The sequence below is a fragment of the Natronococcus jeotgali DSM 18795 genome (assembly GCF_000337695.1).
Lineage (GTDB): Archaea > Halobacteriota > Halobacteria > Halobacteriales > Natrialbaceae > Natronococcus > Natronococcus jeotgali.
In genome coordinates, this window is the sequence record NZ_AOIA01000034.1 from 128,726 (window position 1) to 152,849 (window position 24,124).

A 24,124-nucleotide genomic window follows, 5' to 3' on the forward strand; every position below is an offset into this window, starting at 1 on the left:
GGCTAATATATAATATATATTGAATGTAATATGATATGTGGTACCACGGTGAACGCACCTCCCGCCTGACGGGCCGTGATCCCTCCCGATCGTCAATCAACGTTGCGAAAGGGGCAAGTGATTTAATCGTGGACCCCGTACTACTCGGATATGAGTGAAAATTCGTACACGGAGAACGAGTTCGAAGGAACGCTCCGGATCGGTCTCAACGGGTTCGGTCGGATCGGACGGAACGTCCTCCGCGCGTCGCTCGAGTACGACGGCGTCGAGATCGTCGGGATCAACGACGTCATGGACAACGACGACATGCGGTACCTGATCAAACACGACTCGGTCCACGGTCGGCTCGAGGACGTCTCACTCGAGGGAGACACGCTCACCGTCGAGGGCGACGAGATCCGGCTCTGCTCCGAGCGCGACCCGACCCAACTCCCCTGGGACGAACTCGACGTCGACGTCGCCTTCGAGGCGACGGGGATCTTCCGCACCCACGACGAGGCCGCCCAGCACCTTGAAGCCGGCGCCGAGAAGGTGCTGATCTCGGCCCCGCCGAAAGGCGAGAAGGAGGTCCAGACGATCGTCTACGGCGTCAACCACGACGAGTACGACGGCGAGGACGTGCTCTCGAACGCCTCCTGTACGACGAACTCGGTCGCGCCGGTCGTGAAGGTACTGGACGACGAGTTCGGCATCGAGTCCGGGCTGCTCACGACCGTTCACGCTTACACCGGCACCCAGAACCTCGTCGACGGTCCGCTCAGCAAGCGCCGCCGCGGTCGCGCCGCTGCCGAAAACATCATCCCGACCTCGACCGGCGCCGCGATCGCCACCACCGAAGTCCTCCCGCAGCTCGAGGGCAAGCTCGACGGAATGGCGATGCGCGTTCCCGTTCCGAACGGCTCGATCACCGACCTCACCGTCGACCTCGAGGAGGACGTCACCGAGGAGGAGCTCGCCGACGCGATCCGCTCGGCGGCCGACGACGAACTCGCCGGCGTGCTCGGCTACACCGACGAGGAGATCGTCTCGCGGGACATCGTCGGGATGCCCTTCTCCTCGTACGTCGACCTCGAGTCGACGATGTCACTCGAGGACGGCCTCGTGAAGGTGTTGACCTGGTACGACAACGAGTTCGGCTTCTCGAACCGGATGCTCGACCTCGCGACGTACGTCGCCGCCGAAGCGGAGAGTCGGGAGGGCGACGAGGTCGCCGCCCGCTGAACGGCTTGTCCTTAAAATTTTAAGCGCGTTCGGCACGCCGTCCCTGTATGTTCAAGACGATCGACGATCTCGCGCCCGGGCAGCGACTGCTGGTCCGTCTCGACCTCAACGCGCCCGTCGAAGACGGCGCCGTTCAGGACAACCGCCGGTTCGCGCGTCACGCCGAGACGCTCCGGGAACTGCTCGAGGACGACCACGGGGTCGCCGTGCTGGCCCACCAGGGTCGACCCGGCCGCGACACGTTCGTCTCGCTCGAACAACACGCCGAGATCCTCGGAAATCACCTCGAGCGGGACGTCGACTTCGTCGCGGATACCTTCGGCGAGGACGCGCTCGAGGCGATCGACGGCCTCGAGGGCGGCGAGGTGCTCGTCCTCGAGAACGCCCGGATGTGCGACGAGGAGCTCCCCGAGGAGAATCCGGACGTGAAGGCCGACACCGAGTTCGTGCGGACGCTGGCTCCGGAGTTCGACGCCTACGTCAACGACGCCTACTCGGCGGCCCACCGCTCCCACGCCTCGCTGGTCGGCTTCCCGCGCGTGATGGACGCCTACGCGGGACGCGTGATGGAACAGGAGTACACCGCGAACTCGTCGATCCAGGAGCGGGAGTTCGACGGCACCGTCACGATGGCCCTCGGAGGGACGAAGGCCGAGGACCTGATCCCCGTCATCGAACGGGTCGACGACACGGTCGACCGGTTCTGTCTCGGCGGCATCGTCGGCGAACTCTTCCTGCGCGCGGCGGGCCACGACGTCGGTTACGACGTCGAGGGAACCGACTTCTTCGACGAGCAGTGGGACGAGCAACGGGAGACGATCGAACGCATCCTCGAGGAGTACGAAGAGTCCCTGTCCCTCGCGACCGATCTCGCTTACGAGGGCGAGGACGACGAGCGCGCCGAGGCCGCGGTCGAGGGCCTCGAGAAGGACACGTCCTACCTCGACGTCGGCTCCGACACCGCCGACGAGTACGCAGATCTCGTCCGCGAGTCCGAAGCCGTCTTCGTCAAGGGCGCCCTGGGCGTCTTCGAGGACGAACGGTTCGCCGACGGCACCGTGACGGTGCTCGAGGCGATCGCCGAGACCGACTGCTTCTCGGTCGTCGGCGGCGGCGACACCTCCCGTGCGATCGAGATGTACGGCCTCGAGGAGGACGACTTCGGGCACGTCTCGATCGCCGGCGGCGCCTACGTCCGCGCGCTCACCGGCGAGCCCCTGGTCGCGGTCGAGGTCCTCGAGGACGCCGCCGAGTAGGGGTCGCTGATAGCAAGACCTTTCGGCTCGCTGCATCCAGTATCGGGTATGTCCGATCTCCGTGCAGCCGCAGAGACGGCCGTTCGCCAGTGTCTCGCCCTCGAGTCTTCGGAGAGCTGTGCCGTCGTCACCGACGACGAGCGCGAGCCGATCGGCGAGGCGATCTACGAGGTCGCGAGCGAAATCACGGACGACGCCGTGATCGTCCGCTATCCGCCCGGCGAGACCCACGGCGCCGAACCCCCGACCCCGGTCGCGGCGGCGATGGCCGGCGCCGACGTCGTCCTCGCGCCGACGACCAAGAGCCTGAGCCACACCCGCGCCCGCGGCGAGGCCAACGAGGCCGGCGCCCGCGTCGCCACGCTGCCGGGGATCACCGAGGAGGTGTTCACCACGGGGCTGGACGCCGACTACGAGGCGATCGCCGACCACTCCGCCGCCGTCCTCGAGCAGGTCGCCGACGCCGAGGAGATCCGCGTGACCGCGCCCGCGGGGACCGACATCACGTTCGGGATCGGCGACCGGGAGTTCCTCTCGGACACCGGGATCGTCCACGAGCCCGGCGAGATGTCGAACCTCCCCGCGGGCGAGGTGTTCGTCAGCCCCGAAACCGCCGACGGCACGTTCGTCGTCGACGGCACGATGCGACCCCACGGGCTGCTCGAGGACGGCCAGGAGCTTCGCTTCGAGGTCGAGGACGGCCTCGTCACCGACATCTCCGACGACGAGATCCGCACGACGGTCGAGACCGCCGCGGAGGAGGTCGGCGACGCGGCTTACAACCTCGCCGAACTCGGCATTGGTACGAACGTCGCGGTCACCGACCTCGTCGGCTCCGTCCTGCTCGACGAGAAAGCGGGCGGGACCGTCCATATCGCGATCGGCGACGACGCGGGAATCGGCGGCGCCGTCGAGGCACCGATCCACCTCGACGGGATCCTCCGGGAGCCGACGGTGTGGGCAGATGGGGAAGAAGTGGAACTTCCACGTAGTGCGTGAGCGGCGGAAGCCGCGAACGCGGGGAGGTCGTAGACCTCCCGACGAGCGAGCGGTGTAACCGCGAGCAGGCACCGAGATCGAGCTCCCGGAATCACGTCGGATTGCGCCAGCCTCGAGCGGGGACGCCGAATCGGGGCGGACGACGACGCCGACGTGTCGGTACCGATCCGCGACGGTGCGAGCCAGTAACGGGCCCACACGCGGTCCAATCGCCTTTTACGGCCGTGGCGTCTACGGCGTGCTATGAACGACGTCCCAGACCGGATCCCGACGCCCTGTCCGTCGTGCTCGCCGGACCTCGAGACGGTCCACGAGGTACTGACGGCGGGCGGCGGGGCGCTTACGGTTCGCTGCAGCGAGTGCAGTCACGTTCACAAGGTACAGCCCGATCCCGAACGCGAAGTCACCCTCGACGTCGTCGTCTCCCAGGAGGGCGAGTCGTTCACCGCGAACGTCACCGCCCCCGAAGGCGAGACCGTCGAGGTCGGCGACGAGTTCATCCTCGAGACCGACGAGGTGCTCTCGACAGTGCGAGTGACGAGCGTCGAACTCGACGGCCACCGTCGCGTCGAGGAGGCCGACGCCGACGACGTCGAGACCGTCTGGACCCGCGAGGTCGACAACGTCGCGGTCAACGTCACGGTTCACCCGCAGGACGGCTCCCGGGACGACAGCCGGAGCATCACCGTCTACGTCCCCGGCGACTACGAGTTCGAGGTCGGCGCGATCGAGGAGTTCGGCGACGACGAGTTCGAGATCGACGCCTTCGTCGTCCGCCAGGACGCCTCGGGGTACGACCGCGATCGCTACGAGATGGAAGGCGACACGGGGATCGCGAAGGACCTCAAGCGGGTCTACGCCTACGACGAGCAGACCAGCGCCTGGTCGGCCTGGTAGTCGAACCTTCGTCCGAGCGAAGAACTGGCGTGCAGTTGCGTCCCACAGGCTATTCTCCGCGAGCCCGTAGGTCCCGCCATGTTCGATCGATTCGGCTCCGACGGCTCCGACGACGATTCCGAGACCGCTCGCAAGCGAATGGTTCGAACGGTCGCCAACCGCGTCGACGACGACCGGGTCCTCGAGGCCCTCCGGACGGTCCCGCGCCACGCGTTCGTCCCGCCCGATCGGCGCGGCGAGGCCTACCGAGATCGACCGCTCCCGATCGGCGACGGTCAGACGATCAGCGCGCCCCACATGGTCGCGATCATGGCCGATCGGCTCGAACTCGAGCCCGGCGAGGACGTCCTCGAGATCGGCACCGGCTGTGGCTATCACGCCGCCGTCACGGCGGAACTCGTCGGTGCCGAGGGCGTCTACAGCGTCGAGTACGGCGAGGAACTCGCCGAAAACGCCCGGGAGCGACTCGCCGAGACGGGGTACGGCGACGTCTCGGTCCGCGTCGGCGACGGCCGCGAGGGGTGGGCCGAGCACGCACCCTACGACGCCGCGTACTTTACCTGCGCGGCGCCGTCGTTTCCGGACCCGGTCGTCGACCAGGTCCTACCCGGAGGACGGCTGCTCGCCCCGATCGGAACCGGCTTCCAGACGCTGGTGCTGGCCGAGAAGCGCGAGGACGGGAGTCTCGAGCGAAGCGAACACGGCGGCGTTCGGTTCGTTCGGATGCGAAGCTGATCGCGGGTTGCGCGGGCGGGCGCGCAGTTGATAATGCTTCGTCCGCTACCTCGGGTATGGACCCTGCGGTACTCCGCGAGGACATGGTCGACGGCCTCGAGTCCCCCGCCAAGGGAGTTCTCACGGACGAGGCCGTCGCCATCGCCATGCGGGACGTTCCCCGCCACGAGTTCCTCGAGGACGACCGAGCCGCCTACGCCGACCGGGCACACGAGATCCTCGAGACCCGCGTCCTCGCGCCGAGTACGGTCGCCCGCCTGTTCGAGGTGCTCGCCCTCGAGGACGGCGACGACGTGTTGATCGTCGGCGCCGGCGTCGGCTACACGGCGGCCGTCGCCGCCGAGATCGTCGGCGAGCAGCGCGTCCACGCCGTCGACATCTCGCGGCCGCTCGTCGCCGAGGCGCGAACCAACCTCGAGCGAGCGGGCTACGAAGGCGTGCTCGTCGACCGGCGCGACGGGGCGGGCGGACTCCCGGAGTACGCTCCCTTCGATCGGATCTTGCTCGAGGCGGCCGCGGTCGACCCGCCTCGACGGCTGCTCGACCAGCTCGCCGACGGCGGCCGGCTCGTCCTCCCTCGGGGTACCCAGCCCCAGCGTCTCGCGGCCATCGACGGCGACGGCTCGAGCGACGAGTTCGAGGCGGTCTCGTTCGACCCGCTCTTGCTCGAGGGCGAGCAATCGGGTGCCGTCGAACGGAATCGGACGAACCGCGAGGACCTCGAGTACGCTCGGCAACGGGCGGAGTCGCGGACGGGCTGGGAACAGGAGTGGATCGCGTGGGACGACCGACTGCGCTGATCCGAACCTCCCGCCGCGTCGATTCTCAGCGCTGGGCGCCGACGTCGTCGAACGGAGCTTCGGAGAACGGATCGAAGCGGACGTTGGAGACGCCGGACTCGAGTGACTCGGAGATCGCGTCGCCGTCGCCGTCGGCCGACCGTCCGGTTTCTCGGTCAGTAAACGGTTCGTCCGGTTGCACGTACTCGTACCCGGAGTCTTGCTCATTTCGGCGTCGCTCGAGGCTCAACGGGCCGTTATCCGATCCCCAGTAGTTATTGGTAGCTTGAACCGAAGCCTGTATCGGACGATCGTCCTCCGGATACTCTTCGGAACCCGGCCAGGCTAGACCGTAGACGCCGTACCCGTCGTTGTAACAGATGTGACTCTCTTCGATAACTGTACCAGGTCCCTCGGTGAACGAGACGACACCGTCTCCATTGCCTATAATTCGGCTGGACCGAATTCGTGCATTGGACTCGGGACCAGTCACGATTCCAGCTCTGTCGTTCGACCGTATCGTACAGTTTTCGAAGGTACTCTGCGATCCACCCCATACTTCAGTGTCTCCGTACAGATTCACCCCTGTCTGATTCTCTTCTATGACACAATCTATCAAGTCACTGCCATCTATGTAAAAGTAAAAGCCAGTATCGTTTTCCGCGACCGTGACGTCGGTGTACGTTCCGAAACTCGCTCGCCACGAGCTGATGCCCGTATTGGCGCCGCGAATCTCTATATCTTCGACTGTTGCATCCCAAGACGATTCCAATGCCCCACCCCATCTTTCCCTCGGATCGAAAGCAATTCCAGTGGCGCGTCGCCAAGGATCTTCAAAATCTAATTCGGTACCGCTCAGATCGACCGTGTGGCCGTTCCCGTAGAGGGTAAAATCACCGTGAACGGATGACCTCCCCTGCTCGTCTCTAAGATCTACTAGGATACAACCCGGCTGCTCGAGTCTATCGGGCGCGAGATCGGCGACGAGTTCGTATTCGCCCGGCTCTTCGATCACCGTTGGCGAGTCGATCGGGGTCGGGTCGCCGTCGCTCGAGGCGGCGATCGACGTGCTGGCGGCAAGTCCCAGACCCGCAGCGCCGACAGCACCGATGAAGGCTCGACGGCTCCGGTCGCGGCTCGAGTTGGTCTCGTGAACCATACCGCTTCCCTTTCACTCACGGCGTTTTAACTCACGTCCCTGCAATAATTTCGGACCGTGGTGATTGTTTGTGCATACGACTCTCGATTGGACTGGTATCTAACCAGGAGTATCGGCGCCGGGTAGCCGCCATCGGTACGTTGACCGGCTGCACGCCGACTCGAGGCGATCTCGAGACGGGATATCGGAACGAGGTGTTTCTCGCTGAACAGCTTGCGGTACGGTAGTCGGTCGGTGGCTGGAAGGGCGCGCTCGAGCGAGCAGTCCGACGGTGTACCGCTTGACTCGCCCCTTGCGGAGGACAAGAGCCGACTCCCGTAGAATAGACGGAACACGCTGGATCGCGATAGCAACTATCGGTCGATCGATCCCGGAAATTGATTCTCGAGACGGTACTCTACCGCTCGGTTGACGCTCGGATGGGCGATTTCAGGCTCGTTCAACCGAAGATACGTACTCTTCGCCCCGGCGTCCTCAGTAGGGACCCAATAGAGCTGCTCCGTTTCACGGCATCTAACGGAGAACGCGTCGATTTCGCCGCCGTAATCACTCAGTACGACGTCGCCCTCTGATGTCGTTTTACTCGCAGTTTTGAACCGAACCACGTCGTCCTCGATCCAGCCGGTCTTGCACTGTACTCGCTCGAGGGCTGTTCCCGTATCGAGAACGAGATCGTAGCTCTCGTTGTCGCCGAACGGCACCGAGACAGTGTAGCCCTCGGCGATTAGCGCAGCCATAATCTTGGCTTCCGTTTCGTCACCGATCTGCTTTGTGTTCATCGTTACCTGTCCTGTACCCGTCGTCGTACAAAAACTCGAGTTTGACGAGGGGTCCTCCTCGACTTTTCACACAGCTAGAGCTTGGGTTTTCGCGGTCCTCTCCCGAAGTCAGAGTCCGAGACAAGAGCTACCGCATTGCCTGCTCGCGGACAGACGTCGGAGCGGGATGTGAACACGGTCGCAGCGGAGTTGCTTCCTGGTTTAATCGCTCTGTCGGGCTTTTCCAGTTACGGGCGACAAGCACACCGCTAGGCGGCGCTCGCAGCGTTGTTTGCGGAAGAAGCGCCCGGAGCGGGATTTGAACCCGCGTCACGACCGTGACAGGGTCGTATGATGGGCCACTACACCATCCGGGCAGACAAGTCGCAAGAAAGCGCCCGGAGCGGGATTTGAACCCGCGTCACGACCGTGACAGGGTCGTATGATGGGCCACTACACCATCCGGGCTTGCTTGCGGCGTCTTGCGACGCATTTCTCCGTTTCCCGGTGAGAGTATTAAGGCTTTCCAATCGTGGAACGTGTGGTAGGACGAACCGGGACACGTCCGCCTCGAGGGCGTCTACTTTCGCTCCCCACAAGGAATATAACCGAGAACGGGCTACGTACGAACGTGACAGATAGTTCCGGTCAAGTTCGCCGGGCCGGATAGCCCCGCTTTTGAGTCGAGTTAGTAACCGTTAAATGCATCCCGCCGCTACGTGCCTGTAGTATCTCGTGACAGCCGCTTCTCTCCCGATAGCCCGCACCAACACATGGTAGACGTAAGCCAACACGAACTCGTTCCGGAGCACACCGTTCTCGAGGAGGACGTCCTCGAGGAGGTCCTTTCGGAATACGACATCGACCGTACAGACCTGCCGAAAATCAAGCGCAACGACTCCGCTCTCCCGGACGAGGCGGCGGTCGGCGACGTCGTCAAGATCGTTCGGAACTCACGCACAACCGACCAGGCCGTCGTATACCGACTTGTGGTGGAATAAATGGCAATGGAACTTGACCGATCGAAACGACGGGACATCTCGCGCGAATACTTCTCGAAGGAACGGCTCGCAGAACACCACTACCGCTCGTTCAACGCCTTCCTCAACCGGGGCATGCAGGAGGTCGTCGACGAGAAGGAGACGATCGATACGGACATCGGCGACAAGGAAGGCGAGGAACCGGTCCACGTCAAGCTTGGCGACGTCCGCGTTGTGACGCCCCGCGTTCGGGAGGCCGACGGTTCCGAGGAACTGCTGTACCCACAGGAAGCCCGGCTCCGGAACATCACCTACTCCGCGCCCGTCTTCATGGAGATGTCGATCGTCAAGGGCGAGGAGGGCGACCAGCGGGTCGTCGACTCCACGGAGACGAAGATCGGCCGGATGCCGATCATGGTCGGCTCCGACAAGTGTAACATCGCCGGCTTCAGCGACGAGGAGCTGATCGAAATCGGCGAGGACCCCGCCGATCCCGGCGGCTACTTCATCGTCAACGGCTCCGAGCGGGTGCTGATGACCAGCGAGGACCTCGCCCCGAACAAGATCCTCGCGGAGTACGACACCAAGTACGGCGACGAGATTCAGGTCGCGAAGACCTTCTCGCAGCGCCGTGGCTACCGCGCGCTGGTGCTGTGCGAACGGAATCGCGAGGGGCTGCTCGAGGTCTCGTTCCCCTCCGTGTCGGGTTCGATCAACTTCGTGACCCTCGTTCGGGCGCTCGGACTCGAGAGCGACGAGGAGATCGTCCACAAGGTCTCGAACGACCCCGAGGTCGTCAAGTACATGCTCGAGAACCTCGAGGAGGCGGAGGTTCAGACCGAGGAGGAAGCGATCGAAGCGCTCGGTAAACGCGTCGCGTCGGGTCAGGGGAAGAACTACCAGCTCAAGCGCGCGAACTACGTCATCGACCGGTACCTCCTGCCGCACCTCCACGAGGAAGGGGTCGACGAGGAGGACGTCCGGATCAACAAGGCCCACTACCTCTGTCGGATGGCCGAGGCCTGCTTCGAACTCGCGCTCGGTCGCCGCGAGGCCGACGACAAGGACCACTACGCGAACAAGCGACTGAAGGTCAGCGGCGACCTGATGCGGGACCTGTTCCGGACCGCGCTGAACAAGCTGGCCCGGGACGTCAAATACCAGCTCGAGCGAGCGAACATGCGCAACCGCCAGCTCTCGGTCAACACCGTCGTCCGCTCGGACGTGCTGACCGAACGGCTCGAGCACCCGATCGCGACGGGGAACTGGGTCGGCGGTCGCTCCGGCGTCTCTCAGCTCGTCGACCGAACCGACTTCATGGGCGTCCTCAGCCACCTGCGCCGACTGCGCAGTCCGCTCTCTCGCTCGCAACCGCACTTCGAGGCGCGGGACCTGCACGCGACCCAGTGGGGTCGCATCTGTCCCTCCGAGACGCCCGAAGGTCCGAACTGCGGACTGGTGAAAAACTTCGCGCAGGCGATGGAACTCTCCCAGAACATCGAGGACGAACAGGAACTCAAACGCGAACTCGCCTCGATGGGCGTCGAGGGGATCCCCGGCCTCGAGGGTATCGAGCGATCGACCGCAGACGACTGATCAACCATGAGCAGCCAACAACGAGAAGCGAAAGTCTACGTGAACGGGTCGCTGGTGGGGACCCATCCCGATCCGCACGAACTGGCCGAACAGATCCGCGAAGCGCGACGCATCGGCGACGTCAGCGAGATGGTCAACGTCTCGGTGAAAGAGCGCACCCGGGAAGTGATAGTCAACGCCGACGCCGGCCGCGCGCGCCGTCCCCTGCTGGTCGTCGAGGACGGCGAGCCCCGCATCTCCGAGCAGGAGATGTCCGCCCTTCAGGACGGCGACCTTGAGTTCGAGGACCTGGTCGACCACGGCTACATCGAGTTCATCGACGCCGAGGAGGAAGAGGACATCTACGTCGCCGTCGACGAGGACGACCTGAACGAGGACCACACGCACCTCGAGATCGACCCGCAGCTGATCTTCGGGATCGGCGCGGGGATGATCCCTTACCCAGAACACAACGCCTCGCCCCGGATCACGATGGGTGCGGGGATGGTCAAGCAGTCGCTCGGACTCCCGAGCGCGAACTACCGCATCCGGCCCGATACGCGCCAGCACCTGCTGCACTACCCGCAGCTCTCGATGGTCAAGACCCAGACCACCGAGCAGATCGGCTTCGACGAGCGACCCGCGGCCCAGAACTTCGTCGTCGCCGTGATGAGCTACGAGGGCTTTAACATCGAGGACGCGCTGGTCATGAACAAGGCCAGCGTCGAACGAGCGCTCGCCCGCTCTCATTTCTTCCGGACCTACGAGGGTGAGGAGCGACGCTATCCGGGCGGTCAGGAGGACCGCTTCGAGATTCCGAGCCAGGACGTCCGCGGCGCTCGCGGAGAGGAGGCGTACACTCACTTAGACGAGGACGGGCTGGTCAACCCCGAGACGCGAGTCGACGAGAACTCGGTGCTGCTCGGGAAGACCTCGCCGCCGCGATTCCTCGAGGAGCCCGACGACATGGGCGGACTCTCGCCCCAGAAGCGCCGCGAGACCTCCGTCACCATGCGTTCGGGCGAGTCGGGCGTCGTCGACACCGTCACCCTGATGGAAGGCGAGGACGGCTCGAAGCTCTCGAAGGTCTCCGTTCGCGACGAACGGATCCCCGAACTCGGCGACAAGTTCGCCTCTCGGCACGGCCAGAAGGGTGTCGTCGGCCACCTCGCGCCCCAGGAGGACATGCCGTTTACCGAGGAGGGCGTCGTCCCCGACCTCGTTCTCAACCCCCACGCACTGCCGTCGCGGATGACCGTCGGTCACATCCTCGAGATGATCGGCGGGAAACTCGGCGCGATGGAGGGCCGCCGCGTCGACGGGACGCCGTTTTTGGGCGAGGACGAGGACGAACTCCGCGAGGGACTCGAACGGAACGGGTTCAACTCCGCCGGCAAGGAGACGATGTACTCCGGGGTTTCGGGAGAGAAGATCGAGGCCGAGATCTTCGTAGGGATCATCTTCTACCAGAAGCTCTACCACATGGTCTCGAACAAGCTCCACGCCCGCTCCCGGGGGCCGGTACAGGTGTTGACCCGCCAGCCGACCGAAGGACGGGCCCGCGAGGGCGGACTCCGTATCGGGGAGATGGAGCGGGACGTCTTCATCGGTCACGGCGCCGCGATGACGCTGAAAGAGCGGCTGCTCGACGAGTCCGACCGAGAGTTCATCCACGTCTGCGGCCAGTGTGGGATGAGCGCGGTCGAGAACGTCGAACAGCGCCGGGTGTACTGTCCGAACTGCGACGAGGAGACTGACATCCACGAGATCGAGATGAGCTACGCGTTCAAGCTCCTCCTGGACGAGATGAAAGCGCTCGGCATCGCACCGCGACTGGAACTGGAGGACGCCGTCTAACCCACCATGCAAAACAGCACACCAAAGGACATCGGATCGATCAACTTCGGGCTCATGGAGCCCGAGGAGTACCGGGAGATGAGCGCGACGAAGATCATCACGGCCGACACCTACGACGACGACGGCTTCCCCATCGACATGGGGCTGATGGATCCCCGTCTCGGGGTTATCGACCCCGGCCTCGAGTGTAAGACCTGCGGGAAGCACTCGGGATCGTGTAACGGTCACTTCGGTCACATCGAGCTGGCCGCGCCCGTTATCCACGTCGGGTTCACGAAGCTCATCCGGCGGCTCCTTCGGGGGACCTGCCGGGAGTGTTCGCGACTCCTGTTGACCGAGGACGAGCGCGGGGAATTCTACGACCAGATCGACGACTCCCGGAAGCTCGGTCGCGACCTGAACGACGTCACGAAGGCGGCGATTCGACAGGCCCGCAAGAAGGATCGCTGTCCCCACTGCGGCGAGATCCAGTACGACATCGACCACGAGAAGCCCACGACCTACTACGAGGTCCAGCAGGTGCTGGCAAGCGAGTACTCCCAGCGCATCGCCGGTGCGATGCAGGGCGACGAGGAAGCCGGCATCGAGCGAACGACGCCCGACGAACTCGCCGAGAAGACCGAGATCGACATCGGGCGGGTCAACGAAATCCTCTCGGGTTCGTTCCGACCGCGCGAGGGCCAGCGCAAGGCCATCGAGAAGGCCCTGGACATCGACCTCACCGAGGAGGACACGAACAAGCTGATGCCGAGCGATATCCGGGACTGGTTCGAGGCCATCCCGGACGAGGACATGGAAGTGCTCGGTATCAATCCCGAACGGTCGCGTCCCGAGTGGATGATCCTGACCGTCCTCCCGGTTCCGCCAGTAACCGCTCGGCCGTCGATCACGCTCGACAACGGACAGCGCAGCGAGGACGACCTCACGCACAAGCTGGTCGACATCATTCGCATCAACCAGCGGTTCATGGAAAACCGCGAGGCCGGCGCGCCACAGCTGATCATCGAGGACCTCTGGGAGCTGCTCCAGTACCACGTCACCACGTTCATGGACAACGAGATTTCGGGGACGCCGCCGGCCCGTCACCGCTCCGGCCGTCCGCTCAAGACCCTCTCCCAGCGACTCAAGGGCAAGGAAGGGCGGTTCCGTGGCTCGCTGTCCGGGAAGCGCGTCAACTTCTCGGCTCGAACCGTCATCTCGCCGGACCCGACGCTCAGTCTGAACGAGGTCGGCGTTCCCGACCGCGTCGCCAGCGAGATGACCCAGACGATGAACGTCACCGAGCGCAACGTCGACGAGGCCCGTCGGTACGTTTCGAACGGCCCCGAGGCCCACCCCGGCGCGAACTACGTGCGCCGCCCCGACGGTCGTCGGCTGAAGGTGACCGAGAAGAACTGCGAACAGCTCGCCGAGAAGGTCGACGCCGGCTGGGAGGTCAACCGCCACCTCGTCGACGGCGACATCGTCATCTTCAACCGCCAGCCGTCGCTGCACCGGATGTCGATCATGGCCCACGAGGTCGTGGTCATGCCGTACAAGACGTTCCGGCTGAACACCGTCGTCTGTCCGCCGTACAACGCCGACTTCGACGGCGACGAGATGAACATGCACGCGCTGCAAAACGAGGAGGCCCGCGCCGAGGCTCGCGTCCTCATGCGCGTCCAGGAACAGATCCTCTCACCCCGGTTCGGCGAGAACATCATCGGGGCCATTCAGGACCACATCTCGGGGATGTACCTGCTGACCCACGACAATCCCCGATTCAACGAGACCCAGGCGCTCGACCTGCTTCGGGCGACCCGAATCGACGAGCTACCGGAACCCAGCGGTGTCGACGACGAGGGCGAGCCGTTCTGGACCGGCTACGACGTCTTCTCGGAGCTGCTTCCCGACGATTTGAACCTCGAGTTCACCGGCACCGTCGGCGACGACGTCGTGATCGAGAACGGACAGCTACTCGAGGGGACGGTCGCCGAGGACGAGGTCGGCGAGTTCGGCGGCGAGATCGTCGACACGATCACGAAAGTCTACGGCAATACCCGCGCACGGATCTTCGTCAACGAGGTCTCGACGCTCGCGATGCGGGCGATCATGCACTTCGGGTTCTCGATCGGGATCGACGACGAGACGATCCCGGAGGAAGCCCAGGCCCGGATCGACGAGACGATCGAAGACGCCGACGACCGCGTCGAGGAGCTCATCGAGGCCTACGAGCGCGGCGAACTCGAGAGCCTGCCGGGTCGAACGGTCGACGAGACCCTCGAGATGAAGATCATGCAGACGCTCTCGCGTGCGCGTGACAACGCCGGAAACATCGCCGACGAACACTTCGACGACGACAATCCGGCAGTCGTCATGGCCGAATCCGGCGCTCGCGGTTCGATGCTCAACCTGACCCAGATGGCCGGCGCGGTCGGCCAGCAGGCGGTTCGCGGCGAGCGCATCAATCGCGGCTACGAGGACCGCACCCTCAGCCACTACAAACCCAACGACCTCTCTGCGGAGGCCCACGGGTTCGTCGAGAACTCCTACACTAGCGGCCTGACCCCGCGGGAGTTCTTCTTCCACGCGATGGGTGGCCGCGAGGGGCTGGTCGACACCGCGGTCCGGACGTCGAAGTCCGGATACCTGCAGCGTCGGCTGATCAACGCGCTGTCGGAACTCGAGACCCAGTACGACGGCACCGTCCGCGATACGTCCGATACGATCGTCCAGTTCGAGTTCGGCGAGGACGGCACCTCCCCGGTCAAGGTCTCCTCGGGCGACGACAACGAGATCGACGTCGAGCAGATCGCCGACCAGGTGCTCGATTCCGAGTTCGCATCCGAGGAGGAGCGAGCGGAGTTCCTCGGTACCAAAGCGGAGCCGACGAACCTCTCGGAGTACGCCGACGATCGCCTCGTCGAGGGAACGGAGGTGACCTCAGATGACTGAGGTCGCCTACGACGTCGACGACGACACCGTCGCGGTCGTCGAGGACACCGATCTCCCCCGTCGGCTCAAAGACCAGGTCTACGCGACCCTCGAGGAGCGCGGTGATGCCACTGTCGACGACGCCGACGAGCTCGCGAAGGCCGTCGAGGCTCGCTACCTCGATACACGGGTCGACCCGCTCGATCCCGTCGGGACCGTCTCGGCGCAGTCGATCGGCGAACCCGGAACGCAGCTGACGATGAACACGTTCCACTACGCGGGGGTCGCCGAGATCGACGTGACCCAGGGGCTGCCGCGGCTGATCGAGCTGGTCGACGCCCGCAAGACCCCGGACACGCCGATGATGACGATCTATCTCGAGGACGAGTACGCCACCGAGCGCGAGAAGGCCCACGAGGTCGTCTGGAAGATCGAGGCGACGAAGATCCTCGCGCTGGGCGACGTCTCGACGAACGTCGCCGACATGCGCGTCCAGATCTCGCTCAACGAGGACACCCTCCAGGAGCGGATGATCACGCCCGAAGAAGTCGCCGAGATCATCCAGGACAACCTCGGCGTGAAAGCGATCCAACAGGGAACCCAGATCGAGTTCGGTCCCGAGGAGCCCTCGTATCGGGACCTACTCCAGCTGGTCGAGGAACTGCGCGAGATCACGTTCAAGGGGATCGAGGACATCTCCAGGGTCGTCATCCGCCGCGAGGAGCTCGACGACGGCTCCGAGGAGTTCATCCTCTACACCGAGGGGTCGGCCTTCGGCGACGCCCTCGAGATCGAGGGCGTCGACGCCTCCCGATCGACGTGTAACAACATCCACGAGATCCACCGCAACCTCGGCATCGAGGCCGCCCGCGAGGCGATCATCGAGGAGACGAACAACACGCTCGCCGAACAGGGGCTCGACGACGTGAACGTTCGCCACCTAATGTTGGTCGCCGACATGATGACCAACCGCGGCGAGATCGAGTCGATCGGCCGCCACGGGATCTCGGGGTCGAAGGACTCGGTACTGGCTCGCGCAGCGTTCGAGGTGACGGTCAACCACCTGCTCAACGCCGCGATCCACGGCGAGGTCGACGAACTCGACGGCGTCACGGAGAACGTCATCGTCGGAAAACCGATCAAGCTCGGTACCGGCGACGTCGACCTTCGGATGGGGTCGACCACCTCCGGCTCCGGCCGAGCAGACTGATCGATGGCGGTAACCCTCGACGACGACGCGCGCCAGTATCTCGCGCTGTTCGAGGAGGTCACGGACGTCGCCGGACAGGACTGCCTCGTCGACGAGCACGACGGGAACGAACGGCTGGTCCTCGTCGTCGCGACCGGTCGGATGGGTGACGCGATCGGTCCCGGGGGTCGGACCGTCCGACGGTTCGAAGATCGCATCGAGGCCCCGGTTCGCCTCGTCGAAGACGCCGACGATCCCGAGACGTTCGTTGCAAACGCGCTCGCTCCGGCTGCGGTCTACAACGTTACGATCAGCGAGAACGACGACACGGTCGCCTACGTCGAAGTCGCCAACGAGGACCGCGGCGTCGCGATCGGCTCCGACGGACGAACGATCGACACCGCCCGACGGCTCGCCGCCAGGCACTTCGACATCGACGACGTCCAGCTGATCTGACTCCCGCCTCGCGAGAGCGTCGCTCGAGCGATGAAACGCCCTCAGATTCCTTCGTTACCCCCAATCGAGCGTTCTCGGGGCGTAATCGTATCTCCAAACAGGGACGCTTAAGTGTCTCCGACCGATAGCGACGAGCATGGCAAACGGCAAGTACGCCGCGCGCAAGCTCAAGAAGGACCGCCAGAACCAGCGGTGGTCCGACTCTGACTACGCGCGCCGCGCCCGCGGACTTCGCGAGAAGTCCGACCCCCTCGAAGGGGCTCCGCAGGCACGTGGTATCGTACTCGAGAAGGTCGGTATCGAAGCGAAGCAGCCCAACTCAGCGATCCGAAAGTGCGTTCGCGTACAGCTGATCAAGAACGGCAAACAAGTTACCGCCTTCTGTCCCGGCGACGGTGCGATCAGCTTCATCGACGAACACGACGAAGTCACCATCGCCGGTATCGGCGGGGCGAAGGGTCGTGCGATGGGCGACCTCTCGGGTGTTAACTACAAGGTCGAGAAGGTCAACGGCGTCTCGCTCATCGAACTGGTTCGCGGGAACGCGGAGAAACCGGTGCGATAACGATGGCTGCAGAAGATCAACCCGACCCCGACGCGCCCGCCGGAAACGCCGACGTTTCCGCGAAGCTGTTCGGTACGTGGGAAACCGACGAGATCGAGTACGGCGACCCCTCGACCGAACGTTACATCACGGTGACACCGGTCGCACACACCGCGGGTCGACACGCGAGCAAGCAGTTCAAGAAGTCCCAGATCTCGATCGTCGAGCGGTTCATCAACCGCTTGATGCAGACCGAGGACAACACGGGGAAGAAACAGAAGACGCTCAACCACGTTCGCGAGGCCTTCGAGCTCGTCCACGAGCGAACCGAGGAGAACCCGGTACAGGTACTCGTAACGGCCGTCGAGAACTCCGCGCCGCGCGAGGAGACGGTCCGGCTGAAGTACGGCGGGATCTCGGTCCCGAAGGCGGTCGACGTCGCGCCCCAGCGCCGCGTCGATCAGGCTCTGATGGTCCTCGCCGAGGGCGTCTACAACGATTCGTTCAAGACCCCGACGCCGCTCGCGGAAGCGATCGCAAACCAGCTCGTCGGCGCAGCAAACTACGACGTACAGACGTACGCGATCAGCCAGAAAGAGGAAAAAGAACGCGTCGCGGCTGCCGCTCGCTAATTCGGTTTGCTTTTATTTCACAGATCAGCGAGTAATCTCTACAGCTATGGCAATATTCCTATCTCTTTGAACGTAACATTGTCTCCCTTCCTAACCTCGTCATCGAGGAGGATAGCAGCTTCGCTCATATCTGTAATTTTTGGAAAGTCCGATTTCTCCACCGGAATTGGCCCAATTTCTTTCGGTATCAGATGATATGCATCCGTCGAATTGAGATGGGGCTGATACGTACTCCCGACCTGTACTTCATCTTTTGTGTACACCTTCAGTCGAAGTTTATGTTGATCCCCTTCTTGAGTAATCGAGAAACGCACCGGCAAACCTGCTCTACACTGAGAGATCGCCGTACTGCCCTTGCCGAGTAATCGGTAGCTTTCTCCAGCCGCGCTTTTTTCTCGTATAATATTTGTTGCTGCATAGAGGGGAAATCCCTGATTCAGTAGCTGTGCGATCGTACTTCCCGTTTGTGCGGCGTCAACATTATCGACATCTTCAAACGTCGCTATTCCACCGATGCTTCCCCCCTGAAGCAGGGCGAGCCCTTGATCGTATGAGCGACATGAATTAAGTAAAAACGCGTCCGTACCGACGGTTTCGAGCGACCAGGCATCCAGATATCCGTCAGCGCATCTAAATCCTTCTTCTTCCGTATGCCCAATATAGTGTACGAAATCACTAGTCCGTTCGAAGACGGTTGCTAACTCGGATACCGTAAGATCATACCGTGTTGTGACTTCAAATGGGACGTCCTCGCGGTTACCGTACGTTCCGTAGAGAGCTACGAACTCTTCGCTCATTCTCGGATCGTTACAAATCACTTCGATATCGATTGGACCCGTCCGAACCGTTCTATTGATATCGTTGTAAAACGCTGTGAGCGGAGTTCTAGCTGCGATGCTCGACAAACTACCATCGTTCCAGCGCTGTTCGATACTTTCGTTCAGAGATGACTGTCTTTCCGAATTTGAGCCTGCTTTTGTATTCGAACTGCGTCCGAAACCTCCCGATCGTATCGCTTCGGTTTTAACCACAGCTAGATCGTTCGCGAGAAACGGAAGATACGGAATCTTTTCCTCGGCCGGCGACAGTCTCGTCTCTTTCCAATCGGGGAGATACGGTTCGATTGCGTCGAACGGAACCTCGAGATACGATCGAAGTCGTTCTACCGGTGACTGGTTGTATACTGTCTTTATGTCGAATTGCAGTGTTGATTCGAGTTCGTGACGCTCCTGGAGGGAGTTTGACGAAGGACCTGCAGCTCTGACCATACAGTCGAGGAATACGGTTTGTTTCAATAGCCGTTCGACAGTGGATTCGAAACCTTCCCCGTCGGATAAGGAAAATGAACACTTGGATTCGATTACGAGACGAGGTACAGAACCTGATTCAACTTTCGCTCCCAGATAATATGCAAGCGGTGTTACGACGAATATCGAACGAAGATCAGGGGGGATTTCAATACTAATTCCCGTCTCCGGAGGGTCGAACTGGGATGGAATAGTCAATTCCTGATTGAGTTCTATTATCGGCGGGTGACCACGAAGAGTGGGATAGGATCGCTCGGGTTTTATTGTTTTGAGTGCCGAGCTGAACGCCGATACGGTTCGCATCACGTCATCGACATCCGTAGTCGTTCTGATGGACCCAGCTGGTTGTGTATGATACGACCGTGCACCGAGGGCTACGCTGGTTGACGCTCCGAAATCGATCCGCGTTCGATCCGCATTGGAATGGATGTCTACGCTACTATTGATACCCGCATACAGTTTTACACTACCAGAAATGTCAAGATAATATTCACCCTTAGGAAGACTGGTTATTCCCTCCGGGTTCGACTCGACAAGCATCAGGCCCGTCTTGTCGTAAACGTATACCGAGTTTTGCGTTGGAAGCGTGAGGGTTTTTGTCGTTATTTCAGCCTCGCTGTCAACCGGATACGGTATTCCGGTCTCGGTAATATCGTTTACCTCCACGAGCTCGTTCGTTGCGAGTAGATATCGTTTGCGCTCGATCGGATCGACGATCGCGATCCCATCCCCTGTAGATTTGATGACTGGATCTCCTGTCGAGGAGATACCAAATCGAGGCGATTCCATTACCGTATCCCAACGAGCCATTGTGTATTATACATTCTGCGACTCTTCTTATTTATATTAATCTCGCCTTTTAGCACTTCAAAATAGGAGATGGATCTATAAATTCTATGTATGTTATATTAAAATAAATTCATTACGGTCGGGCACGATACACTATACGTAGCATGACGGACCTAACCCAATACCTAACGAATCACCCCCGAATGATCGGCGTGCTGTTCACGATCCTGCTGGCTATCTCGCAGGCTGGTACCGTGGCGGCAAACCACTCGACCTACACTGGACCGTAATTACCACAGCGAATCGACCGTTACGCCGTCGCTCCAGTACACGGTTTCGTCGACTACTATCGGAAACCGGCCCTGATCTAAGAATTCTTCAAGTTGAGATCGTTCCGCCAATATTTGTCCCGTTTTTCCGGGGACAACATAGTAGCCGTCAATCGGAGATAGATGAGGTATGCTTATCGTACCTTTTTCGGCTTGCACTGAATCGTACGTAGTAATATCTATCAAATACCCACCGTTGCTCTTTTTTATGCTACACAGGTTGGGGACCTCGAGGTCAGACTGGGCTATTGTGGTTCTTCCATCACCCACCATATAGTACTGTTGTCCCACTACCGTTTCATTCTTAACAATATCTAGTGCACCGTACAGTGGAAATCCCTGGTTCAGGAGTTTCGCAACCCCTCTACCGACCTCGATCGCTCCACTGTTGATGACGTTACCAAGAGTTACGATTCCGCCGATACTTCCGGCTTCGATTAAGTATAGACCCTGCGTATGCGATTGACAGGCGTTTAGAAAGAATGCCTTTACATTTGACTCTTTGATTTTCTTTCCATTTAATTTACCATCTGAACATTTGAAACCCTTATTGTCGATATGACCGATGTAGTGTAAAAAATCGCTTTTCGTCGCCAATATATCCTTGAGTTCGGTAGTAGAGATACGGCGATGAACCGTTACATCGAACGGCAACTTATCGCGTTCTCCGTAGGTATCGTTGACGAACTCTGATTCCTCGCTCATTTCGATATCATTACACACGACATCAATATCGATCGGATCATCGTGTGGCGTTCGGCCAATACTGTTTTGGAAAGCCGACAGTGGCGTCGTACTGGCTATGTCCTTTCCCTTAGAACGGTTCCACAACTGTCGTACTACTGGAGATTTCGATGCGTTGTTCCGAACTGATTCCGGCTCAGTAGTAGGAACTGGGCCGGTATTTTCGATCGGATCGCCCCGAGTGAAATCTGCAATCGTTTGCGCTTCTTTCGAAACAGTAGGTGGTTCTTTTCTCCGCTTCCTTACCTCGACCGCAGCGAGATCACTGGCAATGAACGGTAAAAACTCGGCCATATCTGGCGTCGAATCGAGATGTGCTTCGAACTGCCACTCTGGTATCGTCGGTTTCAATTCCGAGTAGGGGACGTTTAGATAGTTCTGCACCCGCTCAGCTAGCGGCTGTTCGTACAAGCTTTGTACACTATGATCGAGCAGGGGCTCTACCTCTGTTCGTTTTTCCAGCGGAAGTGGAGTCATCCCCTCGGTTCGCACGACAGTATCGAGAAAGAACAGCTGATTGAGTGTTCGTTCGACGGTCGTCTCGAACCCCTCCGATCCGGTAAGCGAACGGGTATATCCGTGATCAGTCACCAGACGTGGTTGAGTATCCGGTACAACGGTCGCCCCAAGATAGTACGCTAACGGAGCAGCAACGAATATTTTGTCGAGTTCTCGAGGAACCCCGATCCTGATACCAGTCTTCGGAGATGAGAGTTCATCGGGTACCCGTAATTCGTCCCCTAACTCGATAACAGGAGGGTGTCCGCGTAGAGTTGGGTACGATCGTTCCGCGGTCGTCGTTTTCAGTACCGACCCGAAGGTCGACACGGCTCGCATTAGATCGGTCGGTTTCGCGGTAGTCGTAACCGTGTGTGCAGGACGAGTATGATAGGAGCGTGCGCCGAGTATCACCGAGGACGAATCGTTCAATTCGATATGCGTTCGTTCGGCATCAGAGTATACTCGAACGGAGCTATCCACGCGAGCGTATACCTTCATCGGAACCGAGAGATCGAGCGTATACTCTCCATCGGCTAAGAAAATTTGCTCGTCTGGCTTCGCTTCGGCGATCATCGATCCAGTCTTATCGCGAACGTAGACGTAGTGCGTCGTCGGAAGCGTAAGTGCGTCCGTCGTGATCCGGACCGCCGCGTCGACCGGATACTGAATCTCATCGCAGTCGACGGATTCGATCGAAACCGGGTCGCGGGTCGTGAGCCGGTATCGGTGTCGCTCGATTCGATCGATGATCTCGAGTCCGTCGTCGGTCGGCTCGAACGTCGGTTTCATCTGGTGGGTGCCGTCACTTTGTCTCGAGGGCCGATGGGCGAACGTCGCGAGTTCTCGGTCGACATGTCGGAGTCCCGGCTCTTACAGCTGCGTCGTCGGAATCCAGCCCGAGCACAGCGATTCGTCCTTGAGCGACCACCGCTCCTGTCGAACGCCGTTGTGCACCCGAAGCTCGACGACGACGTCGAAAAGCGGTGTCAACACCGCGGCCACGTCGTGTTCTCGTCCCACCGGGAATCGGTAGTGGATCATTCCGTCGGCCGTTCGTGTCCGTCCGTTCGTCAGGTGGATGAATCGGAACGTCCGTTCGGTGCCGTACTTCTCGAGCAACGGGAGCAGCGAATCGACGCCGATTCGAAGCTCCGAGGGTTCGAGTCCGTCGGCGGCGCGTTCGAACGAGTCGATCGCACTCGAGAGTTCGACTCCGAGGTCGGCGAGCGTGTCGGTGGTCGTCGAGGGAACGTCGGACGACGCCCCCGTCGTCCGGGGAGCGGTCGCAGTGCCGGCGCTTCGGACGTCGACGTCGTGGGTGATAATTCGATGGTGGTTCGGCGGATTCTCGTCGGCGAGGGGCTCGAGCGGTGCGCTTCGACCGGTCGTCGAAACAAGCACCCGCCGGCGCGAGCGGTCCGCGGCGTGTCCGAGTAGTCGTCGGCAGGTCTCGGCGTTCCGACTCGCTCGAGCCGACCCGACGACGAGGACGCTCGCTCCGCGCCGTTTCAGGCGAGACAGCTCCTCGATAAATGCGTCGTCCGGGCCGCGATTCGCCGTTTCGGGGGACATCGACAGTATGTTCCGTACTGGTGTGGTGTAAAACATTAAACGTTCGGGTAACTGAGGCCGACCGCGAAGCTACGCTTCGGGCAGGGATCCGCTCTCGCCGACGTAGGTTCGGGTCGCGTCGACGAGGGCCTGTCGGTAGCTGCTCGAGTCGGGGTCCCTGGCGAGTTCCCTGAAGCGGCGTTTGAACGCTTCGAACGGAACGGTCGGGGCGTCGACGGTGGCGACGTGGGCGAGATCGTACAGGCGGTGGTCGGCCTCGACGAGATCGTGTCGCTCCGCGAGTGCCAGGGCGAACGCCGCGTTGACGGCCGTAATTTCGGGATCGGCGCTCGCGGAGAGCCTCGTTCGGTCGGCGCTCGGTTGGTGCTCGGGGCGATCGACGACCGCCGCGGCGAGGCTCGACTCGAGGAACGTGAGGAGTTTCTCGCCGGGGCCGACCGAGAGCGTGATGTCGTCGGCGTAGATATCCTTCATGTGGTTTGCGATCTGGTAGCAGTGAGATAGTTTGCGACGCTCCACGCTCCTGCCGGCCAGCGCGAGAAATAGGACCTCTTCGGTCGACTGCGTGTGGGAGGGGTGTTCCTGCTCGTATCTGGCCATGTGTGCGAACTCGTGGAGGGCGAGCTCGCGGGCCATCGCGCTCGAGGCGGCCTGTCGAGAGATGTTCAGGACGTGTCGGTCGTCGTAGTGGCCAGCCCAGGTGCGAACGTCGGGGTCGTCGCGCAGTTCGACGTCCACCGGTAGCGAGAGGTCGTACTCGGTTTCGAACAGATCGCGGGCCCCGAGAAAAGGGGCGGTCGGGCCCGAGCCGTTCACGCGGATGTCCATGTGTAACCGTATCACGGGCCGTGACTGTATGGCTCTTACGCCCGCCGAGAATCCCGTCCGTCGTCCTTGACCGGACGAGATATTACTGTGTGCTATTCACTCAC

General features: G+C 61.6%; 21 protein-coding genes and 2 tRNA genes. 15 read left to right on the forward strand and 8 right to left on the reverse strand.

Features of this window, described 5'->3' with window-relative positions:
- Positions 1-150: 150 nt before the first annotated feature.
- The 6 genes from gap (at position 151) to C492_RS06295 (ending at position 5,908) form a co-directional block, all read left to right on the forward strand.
- On the forward strand, positions 151-1,221 hold the full coding sequence (gene gap, locus C492_RS06270; protein ID WP_008421511.1) for a type I glyceraldehyde-3-phosphate dehydrogenase: 1,071 nt from the start codon (positions 151-153) through the stop codon (positions 1,219-1,221).
- Between the two features lie 47 nt (positions 1,222-1,268).
- The gene (locus C492_RS06275; RefSeq protein WP_008421513.1) at positions 1,269-2,477 is read left to right on the forward strand and encodes a phosphoglycerate kinase; all 1,209 of its coding nucleotides are present in this window, start codon (positions 1,269-1,271) and stop codon (positions 2,475-2,477) included.
- Positions 2,478-2,525: 48 nt separating this feature from the next.
- Complete coding sequence (locus C492_RS06280; protein WP_008421515.1) at positions 2,526-3,476, forward strand: aminopeptidase; 951 nt, start codon at positions 2,526-2,528, stop codon at positions 3,474-3,476.
- Positions 3,477-3,719: 243 nt separating this feature from the next.
- Entirely contained in the window at positions 3,720-4,373 is a 654-nt protein-coding gene (locus C492_RS06285) for an HVO_0476 family zinc finger protein (protein WP_008421517.1), read from the forward strand.
- A 78-nt stretch (positions 4,374-4,451) separates the two neighbouring features.
- Complete coding sequence (locus tag C492_RS06290) at positions 4,452-5,108, forward strand: protein-L-isoaspartate(D-aspartate) O-methyltransferase (protein WP_008421519.1); 657 nt, start codon at positions 4,452-4,454, stop codon at positions 5,106-5,108.
- Positions 5,109-5,164: 56 nt separating this feature from the next.
- Positions 5,165-5,908 (forward strand): protein-L-isoaspartate O-methyltransferase family protein, encoded by a 744-nt coding sequence (locus C492_RS06295; RefSeq protein WP_008421521.1) that lies wholly within the window; start codon positions 5,165-5,167, stop codon positions 5,906-5,908.
- 25 nt (positions 5,909-5,933) lie between these two features.
- Here C492_RS06295 and C492_RS22110 read toward each other — a convergent pair whose 3' ends face one another.
- The 4 genes from C492_RS22110 to C492_RS06315 all read right to left on the reverse strand — a co-directional run bounded on the left by C492_RS22110 (position 5,934) and on the right by C492_RS06315 (position 8,272).
- Positions 5,934-7,046 carry a right-handed parallel beta-helix repeat-containing protein gene (locus C492_RS22110; RefSeq protein ID WP_083898744.1) on the reverse strand — a complete coding sequence of 371 codons (1,113 nt, stop codon included), beginning with the start codon at positions 7,044-7,046 and terminating at the stop codon, positions 5,934-5,936.
- Positions 7,047-7,399: 353 nt separating this feature from the next.
- Positions 7,400-7,825 (reverse strand): group I intron-associated PD-(D/E)XK endonuclease, encoded by a 426-nt coding sequence (locus C492_RS06305; RefSeq protein WP_008421522.1) that lies wholly within the window; start codon positions 7,823-7,825, stop codon positions 7,400-7,402.
- Between the two features lie 283 nt (positions 7,826-8,108).
- Positions 8,109-8,181 (reverse strand) — tRNA-Asp (locus C492_RS06310).
- A gap of 18 nt (positions 8,182-8,199) precedes the next feature.
- Positions 8,200-8,272 (reverse strand) — tRNA-Asp (locus C492_RS06315).
- A gap of 305 nt (positions 8,273-8,577) precedes the next feature.
- Between C492_RS06315 and C492_RS06320 the strand changes: the two genes are divergently transcribed.
- From C492_RS06320 to C492_RS06355, 8 genes are all read left to right on the forward strand, one after another.
- Complete coding sequence (locus C492_RS06320) at positions 8,578-8,805, forward strand: DNA-directed RNA polymerase subunit H (protein WP_008421524.1); 228 nt, start codon at positions 8,578-8,580, stop codon at positions 8,803-8,805.
- Positions 8,806-10,380, forward strand: coding sequence for a DNA-directed RNA polymerase subunit B'' (locus tag C492_RS06325; RefSeq protein WP_049892791.1), 1,575 nt, complete (start codon positions 8,806-8,808; stop codon positions 10,378-10,380).
- 6 nt (positions 10,381-10,386) lie between these two features.
- Positions 10,387-12,216, forward strand: coding sequence for a DNA-directed RNA polymerase subunit B (gene rpoB / locus C492_RS06330; protein WP_008421528.1), 1,830 nt, complete (start codon positions 10,387-10,389; stop codon positions 12,214-12,216).
- 6 nt (positions 12,217-12,222) lie between these two features.
- Complete coding sequence (locus tag C492_RS06335) at positions 12,223-15,150, forward strand: DNA-directed RNA polymerase subunit A' (protein WP_008421530.1); 2,928 nt, start codon at positions 12,223-12,225, stop codon at positions 15,148-15,150.
- Positions 15,143-16,339: a DNA-directed RNA polymerase subunit A'' gene (gene rpoA2 / locus C492_RS06340; protein ID WP_008421532.1), complete on the forward strand. Its 1,197-nt coding sequence runs from the start codon at positions 15,143-15,145 to the stop codon at positions 16,337-16,339. Before C492_RS06335 ends, rpoA2 begins: the two co-directional genes overlap by 8 nt.
- Positions 16,340-16,342: 3 nt before the next feature.
- Complete coding sequence (locus tag C492_RS06345; protein ID WP_008421533.1) at positions 16,343-16,774, forward strand: NusA-like transcription termination signal-binding factor; 432 nt, start codon at positions 16,343-16,345, stop codon at positions 16,772-16,774.
- A 136-nt stretch (positions 16,775-16,910) separates the two neighbouring features.
- On the forward strand, positions 16,911-17,339 hold the full coding sequence (locus C492_RS06350) for a 30S ribosomal protein S12 (RefSeq protein WP_005554545.1): 429 nt from the start codon (positions 16,911-16,913) through the stop codon (positions 17,337-17,339).
- 2 nt (positions 17,340-17,341) lie between these two features.
- Positions 17,342-17,950 (forward strand): 30S ribosomal protein S7, encoded by a 609-nt coding sequence (locus C492_RS06355; RefSeq protein WP_008421536.1) that lies wholly within the window; start codon positions 17,342-17,344, stop codon positions 17,948-17,950.
- A gap of 44 nt (positions 17,951-17,994) precedes the next feature.
- Here the strand turns inward: C492_RS06355 and C492_RS23440 are convergent, their stop codons facing one another.
- Positions 17,995-20,046, reverse strand: coding sequence for a hypothetical protein (locus tag C492_RS23440; protein WP_152424804.1), 2,052 nt, complete (start codon positions 20,044-20,046; stop codon positions 17,995-17,997).
- 164 nt (positions 20,047-20,210) lie between these two features.
- On the opposite strand from C492_RS23440, the gene C492_RS26015 reads away from it, so the two are divergent.
- Complete coding sequence (locus C492_RS26015) at positions 20,211-20,336, forward strand: DUF7503 family protein (RefSeq protein WP_449289494.1); 126 nt, start codon at positions 20,211-20,213, stop codon at positions 20,334-20,336.
- Here C492_RS26015 and C492_RS06365 read toward each other — a convergent pair whose 3' ends face one another.
- The 3 genes from C492_RS06365 to C492_RS06375 all read right to left on the reverse strand — a co-directional run bounded on the left by C492_RS06365 (position 20,337) and on the right by C492_RS06375 (position 24,020).
- Positions 20,337-22,409, reverse strand: coding sequence for a hypothetical protein (locus C492_RS06365; RefSeq protein WP_008421540.1), 2,073 nt, complete (start codon positions 22,407-22,409; stop codon positions 20,337-20,339). It lies immediately after the preceding gene.
- Between the two features lie 81 nt (positions 22,410-22,490).
- Positions 22,491-23,192, reverse strand: a complete 702-nt coding sequence (locus tag C492_RS06370) for a DUF7504 family protein (RefSeq protein ID WP_008421542.1) — start codon at positions 23,190-23,192, stop codon at positions 22,491-22,493.
- Positions 23,193-23,261: 69 nt separating this feature from the next.
- Positions 23,262-24,020, reverse strand: coding sequence for a DUF5781 family protein (locus C492_RS06375; protein ID WP_008421544.1), 759 nt, complete (start codon positions 24,018-24,020; stop codon positions 23,262-23,264).
- Between the last annotated feature and the right edge of the window lie 104 nt (positions 24,021-24,124).